We start from the raw sequence: 14,241 nt of genomic DNA on the forward strand, positions 1-14,241 counted from the left end.
GTCATGTTAAGATGAAATGGGAAACAGCTTCATTCGAGCTGTTCCTTTTCTCTCGATCCTGTCTCCAGGATCGACTCTTTTCTTTGAAATTGACAGAGAATCTATTATGCCGCTCGCATTATCATTCTACATCCGAAATACCATTCGTCTCTTTGCCTGCCTCGTTGCTTTCATTCTGCTGGGGATTTCGTCAACAACCGCCTCAGCTGAGAAACTCGATCTGTTGTTTATCGGCGACAACGGGCATCATCAGCCCTCACGTCGATTCGAGGAACTTGCTCCCGCACTCTTAGAGCGCGGGATTACCTTGCGATACACCGATCGCATGGAGAACATCGATCCAGAAACACTCTCCCAATTCGACGGGCTGGTTCTGTATGCGAACATTGATCGCATTGAAGATGCGCAGGCGAAAGCGTTGCTCAATTATATAGCGGAGGGACACGGCTTCATTCCGCTGCATTGTGCGAGTTATTGCTGGCGGAACAATAAAGAAATCGTGGCCTTGATGGGCGCTCAGTTTCAACAGCATGGCGGACAGGTCTTTACCACAGAGATCGCACGCCCGAATCACCCGATTATGCAGGGCTACAACAGCTTCACCAGTTGGGATGAGACTTATATTCATCACCTGCACAATGAAAAAAATCGAACCGTGCTCGAATACCGAGTCCAGGGCGATCAGGCAGCAGGCAAGAAACGCGAACCCTGGACGTGGATTAAAACACATGGTAAAGGTCGTGTCTTTTACACCGCATGGGGGCATGACCAGCGCACGTTTAAGAATCCCGGTTTCCAAAATCTGGTAGAACGTGGCATTCGCTGGGCGTGTGGCGATGACCCCACCAAAGTCCCCGCGTTCAGCGATCCCAACAGCTTTACCGCTCCCCCAATGACAGAACTCCGCCGTGATCTGAAGAAATTCGAGTACGTCGATGTCGGTCCAAAAATCCCCAACTACACCCCGGGTAAAAAATGGGGCACTCAGAGCGCACCACGCAACTTAATGCAGAAGCCACTGTCTGTTGCAGAATCAATCAAGCACTTTGTCACACCCCAGGGCATAGCAGTTCGGCGTTATGCAGACGAGCGTGATTTTCATTCCAAACCGATCGCAATGACCTGGGATGAGCGAGGTCGTCTGTGGGTTTGCGAGACCGTCGACTACCCCAATGAGTTAGGAAAAGATCGCGACCGCATCCGAATTTGTGAGGATACTGATGCTGACCACGTGGCTGACAAATTCACGGTATTCGCAGAAGGCTTGAGTATTCCCACCGCCATCGTCATTGTTCGCGGTGGCGCGGTCGTACAGAATGGCACGGAGACAATCTATTTAAAAGACACCGATGGCGATGATGTTGCCGATCAACAGACAACACTCATTTCAAACTGGACACTGGGAGACACGCACGGCGGCGTCAGCAATTTCCGCTACGGGCTGGATAACTGGATCTGGGCGATGCAGGGCTACAACAAAAGCACCCCCAAATTCAACGGCCAGGCCACACAATCGTTCGGACAGGGATTCTGGCGTTTCAAACTCTCACAGACGGATCCGCCACAAGTCACCGATCTGGAGTTTATTCGTTCGAGTGATAATAACACCTGGGGGTTGGGGATCAGCGAAGAAGGTCTGATCTTTGGTTCCACTGCGAATGGAAACCCCAGCATGTTTATGCCGGTTCCCAATCGGTACTATGAACGGGTTCGCGGCTGGGCGCCTTCGACCCTGCATTCGATTGCAGACTCTCATCTCTTCAAACCGATCACAGACAAAATTCGCCAGGTGGATCACCACGGCGGATACACGGCTGCAGCAGGCCACGCACTTTACACAGCCCGCACATTTCCTCAGCAATGGTGGAACAAGACCGCCTTCGTCTGCGGTCCGACTGGTCATCTCGTCGGCACATATGTGCTTCGCCGCGATGGTGCGAATTATGAATCGACCAGTCCCGTCAATTTGCTTGCCAGTGATGATGAGTGGAGTGCGCCCGTCCTGGCAGAAGTCGGCCCGGACGGCGCGGTCTGGGTGATCGACTGGTACAACTACATTGTCCAACACAACCCGACGCCTCATGGCTTCAAAACAGGCAAGGGCAGGGCCTACGAAAGTGATTTGAGAGACAAAAAACATGGGCGAATTTATCGCGTCGTGCCTGTTTCAAAAAAAGGCGACAATCTTCACGACGCTGACAGCCTTGCAAATAAATCGAACAAAGAACTGATTGAAGTACTCAAGCACCCCTCCTTCGTCTGGCGTCTGCAGGCACAACGTCTGCTCATTGAACGTAAGGCAGACGATGTCCTGCAACCGTTAGTTGCTCTGGCCGCTGATCAGGCCGTTGATCAAGTGGACCTCAACGTGGGAGCCATCCACGCACTCCACACTTTGAAAGGCCTGGGATACGTTCAACTTGATACGCGGTTCAAGGCTGCCGGCTTTGTGACTCGTTGTCTCAAAAACGGTCTGACTCATCCGTCAGCGGGAGTCCGGCGAAATGCGATCGCCGTTTTACCGACAGACGAAAATGGCTTAGATCTCTTGCTGGCGCATCGCCGTTTGTTTGATGACCGCGATGTCCAGATACGCTTGCAGGCGATTCTGACACTTGCTGATATGCCTGCTTCAGACCAGGCAGGTAAACTGATCGCCGAGCTTGCTGCAAAAGAAACCGATGGCATTTTGATTGATGGCTTGACGTCTGCCGCAGCGACGCATGCCATTCCCTTTTTGCAATCGGTCACTTCACAGAAGGCACGTCCTGCTGCGAATGCTAATATTCAGATCGCACGTACCATCGCCGAGCATATTGGCCGCGGAAAACCCGATGCGCAAACTCTGCAATCCATTATCTCAGGGATGCAAGAGGCCAATCCTGCTATCGTCAGTGCCGTTCTGAACGGCTTGACCGAGGGTCTGCCAGCAAAGTTTACGCTTGCCAAGTCTGACTCACTGGATGCGACTCTGATTTCTGCCTTTGAACGGATCGATCCTGCCAGCAGGTTCAAGCTGCTCCAACTTGCCAATCAGTGTCATACCGACGCCTTGGCTCACTATGCTGAAGAAATGATAGAATCGCTCGTCGATCAGCTCAGCAGCGAAAACACAAAACCAGAAATGCGTGTGGCCGCCGCCCGCGACCTGGTCAGCTTTCGCGTCAATGATGACGACGTCGTGAGCCAGATTATCGAACAGATTCATGCACAGACGCCCCCCGAGGTGGCGGACCAGCTCTTTGAAGTAATCGGACGGAGTCAATCGCCGCTGGCGGGAGAAGTAATCGTGGAAACGTTATCAACGCTGACCCCCAGAGTGAAATCGACGGCGATCAATATCATCCTCAGTAAACCTGCCTGGACCAAATCGTTGTTGAACGCCGCTGCAAAGCGCCAATTCGATCTGAACGATTTATCGCTTGAACAGAAGCAGGCACTGCGATCTTTTCCAGACGAAACACTTCGTCTTCAAGCAGAGAAACTTCTTGCAATGGGGGGAGGACTTCCGGATGCCAATCGTGAGAAAGTACTGCAGTCGTTAATGCACGTAACCAAGGTCACAGGTGACTCTGATGCCGGCCGAGAAATTTTTAAAAAGGTCTGTGCGGCCTGCCATCAGCATGGTGAGCTGGGCCATTCGATTGGACCAAACTTAACCGGCATGGCCGTTCACCCTAAAGCCGAACTGTTGACACACATTCTCGATCCGTCACGAAATGTGGAAGGCAATTTTCGGCTCTACAAAGTTTTGACGCTGGATGGCAAGATCATCAATGGGATGCTGGCGGGTGAAAGCCGGACCAGCATCACGATCGTAGATTCCCAGGCAAAGAAATTCGATGTCCCCCGCGAAGACATCGACGAACTGATCGCGTCACGCAAATCGGTGATGCCCGAAGGATTTGAAAAGCAGATTACCGAACAGCAACTGACCGACCTGCTGGAATTCCTCACCAGCAAGGGGCGTTTTCTACCCATTCCACTGGGCCGCTACGCCACCGCTGTCAGCACCAAACCGTTATTTCACGACGGCGAAAACGGACCGGATCAGATGATCTTCCCCGACTGGAAACCCAAAACCTTCAAAGAGATTCCCTTTGTCCTGACTGATCCCCGCGGCCAGTCGACCCCCAATATAATTTTACTCAACGGACCTTTCGGCCCCCTGCCACCCAAGATGCCGAAGGCCGTTTCCCTGCCGTGCAATTCCAGAGCCAAAACGATTCACCTGTTGAGCGGCGTCGGCGGCTGGAGCTTCCCGGCCAGCAGAGAGAAGTCGGTTTCAATGATCGTACGTCTGCACTACGCCGACGGCCAGACGGAAGATCACCGGCTCCTCAACGGAGCCCACTTCGCCGACTACATCCGCCGCGTCGACGTACCGGAAAGCGAATTCGCCTGGATGCTGAGAGGCCAGCAAATACGTTACCTCGGCGTCAAACCAAAGCGTCAGGACAAGATCACAAACATCGAACTCATCAAAGGCACCGACAACACCGCCCCCATCGTCATGGCCGTGACCATCGAACGCTAGAAGCAAATCTGACAGTACACAAAATCAGGGAAAACAACGAGGGCAGAGATTCCCTTTCCAAGTGCTTTTTGATACTCAATAAGTTAATTGAAACGTCTACCTGTTTCTTATCCTATAGCTTGCCGAGCCATTTGCCTGTAAATCTTTGCTGGTACAGAATTAGTAAGTCTCCAAATTATATTCAAGGGACGGTTACCAGAATGCGAAACGTATTCACAAGGACCAAGGTAATAGTATGGCGTGGTAAGTCCCGAAGCTCGCTTTTTGGTCTCACGTACAAATAAAAGTGGTGTATACCCCATAGATCGATGATTGATATATCTCTGTCCGGTGGGTGAGGATACTGAAGTATTACTTTGCGACTGCCAATGAAACAAATTGTGTGATATCAAATAATCTTCATACATGGTGGTCGGTGAGTAATCTGCTTCTGTTTTTTGCAATGTAACAAAAAACGCATCGACTTTTGCATCCTTGAGATGCAATACACCTTCACGTTGGTCGGGCCGATCTTTGAGAGACCAATGCCCCAAACCAATTAAAATTTCATCACGAGTGTACTGGGCATGGATCGTCAAAGGACCTGAGACTGAAGGTAATCTACCCGCTTCATGTGTAAGAGCTCGTTGCCGCTGATGATTTAAAATCGCTTTCAAATCTTGGCAAGCACCCGTATTTTCCAGCAACCGTTTTCGAGATTCTGAAATCGACCAACCTATACTTTGTTTTCCCCATAGACTCACATGCAACATTTCAAATATCCGAGAATCTTCACCTTTAGAAATCTCGACTTGATCAATATGCTGAAGCCATTGTTCAATTTGATATACACAATCTACATGACTGATTCGACGAAGTCCTTTTGCTAACTGCTTTTGGTCAGGATCGTCCATGGGTTCAATTAACCCTGCCTCAGCTAACAGACTTGACCATAGGCCTCGTTTCAACAATTCATCCAGATTGGTACTAAAATAGTCCAAAGCATCCGCTAAAGTTGGTACGTACCCAAAACCAATCCCCATTTCACGCAGACTGGAAATTATTCTAGACTTGTGTAGTCGTATTGTATTTTTAACATTTTCGAGTACTCGCTGCTGTGCTACGCGTTCTAACTGGATAACACAACCACTGGGCAAATGGGGAAATCCGTGTTCTATTTCTTGATCAAGCTGTTGCGCAGGCTTGGTACTTAGCGCTCGAAAACGGGACGCAAATTGAAATTCACGCCGCTGTGCACCAATAAAATCGAGAATTGTCAAGCATTCTTTCTCTTCATGCAGTCTCATGCCACGCCCCAACTGTTGCAGAAAGATCATCATACTTTCTGTAGGTCGGAGTAAAAGCAGCGTATCGACCTCAGGAATATCGACTCCTTCATTATAAAGGTCGACGACAAAAATGAAGTTGATTTCACGCGTGCGTAACTGATTTTGAACCGCTCGCCGCAATTCATTAGACGAGTCTGCCGTCAATGCGGCGGCGGAAATTCCACTTTCATTAAAGTAACGCGCCATAAATTCAGCATGAGCTTTGCTCACACAAAACCCGAGACCGCGTGCTTGATAAGGATGTAATAATATCTGATGTGTTTTGTCGAGAATTAGCCGAGCCCGCACGTCATTTCCAGTATAGATTTGATCGAGTTCCTCAATGCTATAACCGCCACGTTGCCATGTGAGACCATCTAGATCTACCGAATCTGCTACACCAAAGTATTGAAACGGACAAAGCAATTTCCGGTTGATAGCATCCGGCAAACGGATTTCTGCACTCGTTCGTCCACCGAACCTTTGTAGGACATCGAGTTGGTCTGATCGTTCTGGTGTCGCAGTGAGCCCGAGTAAAATGTCTGGGCGAATATGGTCTAGCAAGCGTCGGTAACTAGGTGCTGCAGCGTGATGAAATTCGTCAACAACAACATATTCATATGCATCTGCCGCACTTTTACCTAACTCGCGAGAGTTATAACTTTGAATGGAACAAAATAGATGGGTATTCTGTGCAGGTTCTCTCCCCCCTACTAGCAAATCTCCAAAATTCTGGTCTCTTAAGACGGCACGAAATGATGCGAGTGCCTGTTTCAATATTTCTTCGCGATGTACAATGAATAAAAACGAAGGCTGGCGATTCTTTTCGCGACAGACGCGGGCATAATCGAACGCAGCAATCATAGTTTTTCCAGTCCCCGTCGCAGCAACGACCAGATGCTGTCTTTTACCTTGTAGTTCCCGTTCTGCTTTAAGAATGTCCAATATTTCTTCCTGAAATGGATAAGGACGTAGGTCAAACTTCACGTTTATTTCAGGATCAGAAGCTGACGAACGCTCTCTGTGTATCGCTTGGCGTAATCGTTCCGGGTCTGCTCCCGTAAATCGTTGAAACTCTTCATCTTGCCAATACGTTTCAAATGTCCCTGTAATTTTTCCCCATAAATACGAAAGTTCGTACTGACTAATTTTCGTCGTCCACTCTAATCCTTCTGACAACGCGGCATTGGAAAGATTCGCAGAACCAACATAAGCGTTACCAAAATCCGTCAAGCGATGAAAAAGATAAGCCTTAGCATGCAGTCGTGTTCGTTTCGTGTCATAGCTAACTCGAATTTCGGTATTAGGAAGTTTGCTTAATTCTTCAATTGCTTTGGGATCAGTGGCTCCCATATAACTGGTTGTGATCACACGAATCCTTGGACCATTGTCAGCTGGTTGTTCGGCCAATGCTCGTAATTCATCCAGAATCACGCGCAGCCCACTCCACTTGATAAACGAACAAAGTATGTCAACAGAATCTGCTGTTGCGATCTCCTTTTTCAACTGGCTTCCCAAACTGGGATCGAGTCGTGTTCCCGTTAACAGAGCCGAACGCGATAGTGGTGTATCAGGGCGCTGATCGAATGGTTGCTCCGATGTACGGTGAATTGCAAGCAGCCTACGCAATGGCGTCGTAATATCAAATTGGTGTTCCCAATCCTGCCCCAGCTCATCAACGAGAATTGATAGAATTCGATCTACAACTCTCTTCTGTCGTTCAACTGCCTCAACACCACGAAAACTCGCCAGCCCAGAAGCGAGTGCGTGCTCTAGGAATTGCGAGATTGCAGTATGCGCATCATCGGCATCCACTCTCGCTGTGGAATAAAGCCTGGGATCACTCAACTGTTCTAATTGACGCTGCAGGGTATTCGTCAGCAATTGTTCATACAACCCCGGCTGGTTGTTTTCAGTCATTTTAGGTCCTGATTTTATTTCACTTCGGTGCCTGCTCTCAATTGTTCTTGCATCACTGTAAACAGAATTTGACCAAAAGACTACTAGGGTGATGTCATCATAAGGACAAATTGATAATGTCTTGTTTGAGAAACGAAGTAAATGGCTTCGCAGAGAATCAATTCTGGAATTTGATGATGAATTTTTATATCATTAGTAGTAACTTTTTCCTTTGTCATAAAATAGAAAGTTGATTCGGTGTCACATCAACATCCCCTCACCCGGCGTGATTTCCTCCACTCATCCCTCTGTTCCCTTGCGGCGGTTTCTGGTGTTTCAACTGCACGGGCTGAGGCGGCTCAACGGCCGCTGATCAAGTCGATTTCTAAAGAGACGCTGTTTCGGAATCGGGATGGTTCCGGGGTGACCTGGTTTCATCCGCGGGGATGCCTGGTTCCCGGCGTGGGTGGTAAGTCGACCTTTCTCATGAACCTGCAGGAGATTGGGGGCTCTGATTATTTTGGTCAGGTCCATTGGACCGAATCGACGGATCAAGGCAAAACCTGGAGTCCACCGAAGCCGATCGCTGCACTGGGCCGCGATGCAGTCAAAGAACATCCGGGATTGAAAGCGGGCGTGTGTGATGTGACGCCGCAATACCATCCACAGACCGGGACGGTGCTCGCACTGGGGCATGTGGTCTTTTATCGTGGTCCCCGGTTTGCGAAAGGAGATCAACTGGCCCGTTATCCGGTCTATGTCACACGGCAGAAAGATGGCCGGTGGTCGAAACGGAAGATTCTGCAATGGGACGATCCCCGCGGTGGGGAGATCTATACCAATAACTGCGGTCAACGGCTCGTGATGCCCGACGGCGATATTCTGATGTCGTTCACGTTCGGCCCCGGCAAACAGCCGCGAATGGTGGCCGGCGTCCGCTGTTCGTTTGATGGGTCGGAACTGAAAATCCGCGAGGTCGGGCCGCCTTTGAAGAATAAAGTCGGCCGGGGTTTGCTGGAACCTTCGATCACCCGTTTCCAGAATCAGTTCTTCATGACGATCCGTGCCGAAGATGGGCACGGCTATGTCGCCGCCAGCCTCGATGGTTTGAATTACAATCGAAAAACGGCGTGGGCGTTTGACGATGGTACGCCGATCGGCATGTCGACCACTCAACAGCACTGGCTCACCCATTCCGACGGTCTATTTCTGGTTTATACACGCAAAGATGCGACGAACAAAAACGTGATCCGCTGGCGTTCGCCGTTGTGGGTCGCGCAAGTCGATCCAGAGAAATTGTGTCTGATTCGCGAAACAGAACGCGTGGTCTTGCCGCTGGTGGGTGACGGCGTGAATGATCCCAACAAGGTCGCGCTGATGGGCAACTTCGATGTCACGAACCTCAGTCCGGCGGAGTCCTGCGTCACCGTCGGCGAATGGCTGCCTCGCGATGGAGCAAAAGGAAACCTGCTGCTCGGTCGGATCAAATGGAACCAACCGAATCGCAATCTGCCTCCCTTTGTGAGTTGAGGCTGCTTAGCTGAGGAAGCCACCGCAGATAGAGCGCATCACGTTTTTCCAGTGCCTGATAGAGCAGAGCCTCCAGCTCATCCGAAATCCCAGTTTCTTTAGCCAGTTCGACCATTTCATAGAAAACAAAAATATCATTAGGCCCCTGTTCTCCATCAAGTTCAAAACGACTGATGAGAATCTGCAAGTCACCCCGGCTGATCGTTCCCAGGTAAGTCGCGATCCCGGCATCATATAGATCGAAAATCTCATCATCAAAGTCGTCGAGATTCTCCGGTGGCAGACTGTCGAAAATGCCGGGATGCTCTTTTTTGTTTGCCTCATACAATTCTGATTCTTTGAGCTGGAATCGTTTCCGAGCTCGTTCCTGCGACATAAATCCGATCAGCCAGGCAGGAACCGCAAAAGTAAAACAAATTGGCAAAAGTTCAGAATTCAAGGCCATCCCCAGAAGACAACTGGAGAAAAACACAAGCATTGCAAGTTCTGAGACAAAATTTGATTTCCCACCAGACGACCACTCAAACGGTTCATAAAATCCCCAGATCCGCCCCAGTATCATATTCACCAGCCACAAAGCCACAAAGGTGATCAGAAGAATGATTAACAGGAGTTTCATCGGAATTGTCTCTTCAGAAAAGATCAATCAGGTAATCCATGGATTGAACCATTTGAATGCCGTCTTCTCTGTGAGAACGTAACAAAGCGTGCATCGGATTGAAATTTTCACCCCGATTTTGCAAGTTGTTAGTAAATGGATCCGTACAAACCTCAATCGGATTTGAGTTCCACCCGCCAGACGAGCCGCTGTTTGCTCTGAACCGTTTCGCGGTGGAGCAAATCCAAAGTCGTTTTCGATGTGCGAACCACTGGTTTATTTTTGACGGAGGGAACGCTGTCCGTTTGAACGTAGGGAATGGTAACCTCTTTTGGCTTCAACTCATCAACGCGCATATCAATCTCAGTGACTTGTTCATTCTGTTTGTTGAATCTGAACTGGCCACTGTATCTAAACCTGATCCGTAGACTATGCACGCCTGCAGACAAGTCTTGAGTCTGAAGTTCTGTTTCAACCGATTCCTTCCCTGTTTCATCGACAGAAAACAATCGCAGTTGAGCGGTTTTCCCGGCAGGTATCACAACGTCCCAAGAATGCCAATTCCGAGAAATAGTTCGACCGCCGGCCACGATGAGGTCGTCCGATTGGACATCAAGTGGTTTGAACTCGGCTGACTCTTCCGGCACAACCTGGTACAGCGGCTGACCGTCATAACTCTGCGTCACGGGGCTCATAAACTGATTACGAGTTCCATCCCAGTACATTTTGCGAGGAACCTGTGTCCCATCGGGCAATGTGCCACCACGTGTTCGGTCAAATGGTTTGCCCTTCAACAGAGCACTACTCAATCGATAATCGACTTCTCCATATTCAGCCAGCGGTGAAGAGGGGCTGAATGTTCCAGACCAACCTATCGCGTGTTTGTGATTGTACACGGTCAACGCCGGTTCGTTTTCCAACCCAATCCGATACCAGCGCAGGGTCTGGTCAAAAGGACCGTAATTTTCCTTTTCCGTAGTGAGAAGGAAAAAGTCGTCCGTGCCTCCCATGCAAATCAGTATCGGGCCGTTCTCACTCTCAGTTGAAGATCCCTTCCCTCCCAGCATTCGGATCAGCGAACCATCTAACACATTAAAGATGAACGCCGCAACCGGTGCTGAAAAATCGCTCGGTTTCTCTTTCCTGATCGCATGCCTGGAACGTACATCACAGAGAACAACCACGCGTTCTCCCTGGTCAGTGTGAATCAAACGATAGGATGGCATCTCCTTTTCTGTTTGCCGGGCAGTCTTCGGCTGATTCTCAAATCTCGGCATGGGGAGAAAGGAAACCTGTCCTAATTTTTTTCGATTATTCAATTCGTCCCAATTCATATGATTCAGTGAGAAAAACAATGCATCCCGCTCCGCTGCGTTCCGTGTGGCTCTCGCCTGCCAATTCATTTGTCTTCGAATCCGGAGCGGCGTCGCTGCATCAAACTTTGCCAGTTCCAAAAGCTTGTTGAGTATCACTAGCGACGGCGATTTGAGAAAATGTTGCATCACTTTTTGAGAAGAGTTACCGCCAAATTTGTCATAGGGCACAACTTCTACTTCCACATCGTGTAGGTTCTGGATTTCTCTAAACAGCGGTTTGGAAACGATCAACAGGTAAATTCGCTTGTCAGAATCGAGGGGAACCGTCAAGTGCTTGTAAATCGGGACGTCCTGGCTGATGTCGCCTTTCAATATCACGCGCATCCGGGTCACCGTTTGATTATACACTCTCAGAGGCAGGCGGAGACTGACCTGCCCGTTGACATCAGTCTTTCCAGAAGGGACCGATCCAAATCGTTGTTTCGACCAGACATGCCAGTTGTCAGGTGCGTTCTGAAACGTGATTTCACTTACTGTCACCTTCATCTCAGGAAGTGGTTTTCCCTGATCATCAACCACAAGCACTTTGTGAAAGACGGTCGGCAACGACTTCTCCATCGTAATCGTGCGCTGTAGTGTTGTATCCGCCGACAAATCAATCTCGGCATAGCGACTGGTAAACGGGATGTCTATCACGGGATACGCAGGCGTGTCGATCGTAGGATATGCAGGCATGTTTACCCCAGGGGCCCAGACACGAAATTTGTGGCGCCCCTGGGTCGGCAGATTTCGAACCTGAGCGACGCCATTGAAGTCGGTTTTCGCCTCTAAGAAGGTGGAATTGGCCCAGTCATGTAGTCGCTGCACCTGCGTCGGATCTGGATGTCTGACGAGCGATGCCTTGGCCATGACTTCGTGGGTCGGAAAAAATTCTTTCCCGCCGAGAAACAGACCACTCGGATTAAATTTCACATCCGCTCCACGTATTGGGGAACCCGTCGGATAAAACACCGTCACATCCAGAGCAGCAGAACGCGTGCACGGCAATACGATTTCTGTTTTTGCCTGTCTTTTGGGTAGCGGAAACAATTGAGGCCGGAACGCATTCGGAGCTTTGCTGAGCGCTTCCAGTAATGAAACATCGCCGGCGTTTTGCAGTCTCAGATACTCAGCCAGAGTTTCTTCAGACCGCCTGATGGACTGGTACCCGTCGACCAGAGCAAACAGCTGCACATGCCCGCCCGCGGGAAGTGATTCGAATACAAAGGTCCCGTCTTCCTGCACGAACGCCGTATCCTGCCAGCTCCACCCGCCAATACGATGTGTTTCACCCTCGTTGATGTATAATTCAACGCATCCATTTTTGATCGGTCGCGGGACGCTCTCATCAAGGCGTCCTTCCAGTCGAATTCCGGGACGCAAAGTGGCGACAATCGCCCCTTCCTGCGTGACCTGTTCCGGCTTCGTCACATCGATCAGGTCACTAAACAGAATCGGTCCATCACCACTGCCATCAACGACCCGCATCCAGCGGCGGTCTCGGCTCACCATCGGCGAAGTAAAATAACCGACGCGATCTTTGTCGCGTTTAAATTCGCGACCAAAGAGATCCGATTGTTCCAGCAGGGGATAGGCATCCTTCAGTGGTTTACCTTCGCTATCGACGGCTTTGACGTGGATGATTCGTCCCGGTTGCCCTGATTTGATTTTCTCTGTGTTCTCTTTTTTTACGTCCTCTTGTTTCGTTGAAATCGGTTTCGAGTCTTCCGGTTTCTGTGTTTGTTCGACGTCCTCAGGTTTTTGTGCAACGGCTTGAGGAATGAATTTGATGGAAGCCACACTGAAGGAAATCAACACCGCAATGAAAAGAAAAGCAGTACGGCGGACACGTCCCAGAGTTTCAAACGACCGCGGTGCTTCGAGCCACTTTAGTCTTCGCAGCATGAACGATCGATCTGCCATGGCCAGGACGGCCGAATTCGATTCTGCGCCCTGCCGACGTAAAGTCCATTGCGCCAACATTTGCCGATAGGCTTTAAAGCCGGCAATCGAATCGGCGGCACGTGCATCAGACATATGTTCACACGCCAGTCGATGTTGTGAGGTCAGTCGCCAGACCAGCGGATGAAACCACCAGAGGGCGGCAACAATGCGAGACACTAAATCCCACAGCGAATCCTGGCCCGCGATGTGGGAAAGTTCATGCATCAAGACTGCACGGCGTTCTTCATCCGAGAGCGACTCACTCCACGAATCCGGCAGGAAGATACTGGGGCGCAGCAGTCCAGCCGTGCAAGGACCATTAATGGCGGTGGAAACACAGACGCGGGGAATAGATCGCAGAGACAGATTCCTCGCCAGCATTTCACATTCGCCTTGAATCGATTCCGAGGCTGCGACTGAAGTCCTTAGTAACTGTTTTGCCTGCCTGATCTGGAACCCGATTTTCAATAGCAGCAGGATACATCCCGCAAGCCAACAGAACCCAAGCCATTGAAAACCAGACACGGTCGAGTGGGTCGCAGGAGTTTTCTGAGGAATGACTGTTGCCGTTGTATCTTTCACAAGTGTCTCATCGGGCGACGCTTCACTGATATTGCTGACGGGGTCGCTGTCAACAACAGGCAGGTCGGCGACTTCAATTTGTGGAACCATCACCGCCGTCTCAGATTCACGCAAGGCAGGCACTGGCAAGCGCGATTCTGTTTCGACGATGACTGGTTCACTGATAACGTTTGTTGTTGGAGCAAGAGGTTGACGTCCCGGTTCCTCTTGGACTTCATGATTTACTTTGACAGGTGATGGCAACGTTGTCTGTGCGTCTTCCGAGATCACAGTCGACGGTGCTGGTAAGACAGCGAGCGTTGTTGAAGGCAGACAGACATAAACCACGGGAAACCCAAGTCCGGCGATAATCATGCAGCGGGTAATCAACACCGACCAGCGCGGATTTTGTTTCGCTGAAATCCGCAGTGCCAGCCAGCCGATCGCCAGGACTATGCTCAGACGGATCATGATGTCGATAGCTAGAATTGAATTCAGCATCTGCGTGTC

The 14,241-nt window shown here is 50.1% G+C and carries 5 protein-coding genes; 2 read left to right on the forward strand and 3 right to left on the reverse strand.

Annotated features, from left to right (window positions below):
- Positions 1 to 106 precede the first annotated feature (106 nt).
- Positions 107 to 4,537, forward strand: a complete 4,431-nt coding sequence (locus Pan241w_RS24795; protein ID WP_145221066.1) for a PVC-type heme-binding CxxCH protein — start codon at positions 107 to 109, stop codon at positions 4,535 to 4,537.
- A 107-nt stretch (positions 4,538 to 4,644) separates the two neighbouring features.
- On the opposite strand, the gene Pan241w_RS24800 is transcribed toward Pan241w_RS24795, so the two are convergent.
- Positions 4,645 to 7,764, reverse strand: coding sequence for a DEAD/DEAH box helicase (locus tag Pan241w_RS24800; protein ID WP_145221069.1), 3,120 nt, complete (start codon positions 7,762 to 7,764; stop codon positions 4,645 to 4,647).
- A 237-nt stretch (positions 7,765 to 8,001) separates the two neighbouring features.
- Here Pan241w_RS24800 and Pan241w_RS24805 point away from each other — a divergent pair, with 237 nt between their 5' ends.
- Positions 8,002 to 9,273, forward strand: coding sequence for a sialidase family protein (locus Pan241w_RS24805; protein WP_145221071.1), 1,272 nt, complete (start codon positions 8,002 to 8,004; stop codon positions 9,271 to 9,273).
- Here the strand turns inward: Pan241w_RS24805 and Pan241w_RS24810 are convergent.
- Complete coding sequence (locus Pan241w_RS24810) at positions 9,227 to 9,892, reverse strand: hypothetical protein (RefSeq protein ID WP_145221074.1); 666 nt, start codon at positions 9,890 to 9,892, stop codon at positions 9,227 to 9,229. The genes Pan241w_RS24805 and Pan241w_RS24810 overlap by 47 nt on opposite strands.
- A 152-nt stretch (positions 9,893 to 10,044) precedes the next feature.
- On the reverse strand, positions 10,045 to 14,232 hold the full coding sequence (locus tag Pan241w_RS24815) for a M56 family metallopeptidase (protein ID WP_145221077.1): 4,188 nt from the start codon (positions 14,230 to 14,232) through the stop codon (positions 10,045 to 10,047).
- Between the last annotated feature and the right edge of the window lie 9 nt (positions 14,233 to 14,241).

Source organism: Gimesia alba (assembly GCF_007744675.1).
Taxonomy (GTDB): Bacteria; Planctomycetota; Planctomycetia; order Planctomycetales; family Planctomycetaceae; genus Gimesia; species Gimesia alba.

Coding starts and splice junctions, on each gene's coding strand:
- Pan241w_RS24795 (WP_145221066.1), top strand. CDS start 107: ATGCCGCTCGCATTATCATTCTACATCCGAAATACCATTCGTCTCTTT.
- Pan241w_RS24800 (WP_145221069.1), bottom strand. CDS start 7,764: ATGACTGAAAACAACCAGCCGGGGTTGTATGAACAATTGCTGACGAAT.
- Pan241w_RS24810 (WP_145221074.1), bottom strand. CDS start 9,892: ATGAAACTCCTGTTAATCATTCTTCTGATCACCTTTGTGGCTTTGTGG.
- Pan241w_RS24815 (WP_145221077.1), bottom strand. CDS start 14,232: ATGCTGAATTCAATTCTAGCTATCGACATCATGATCCGTCTGAGCATA.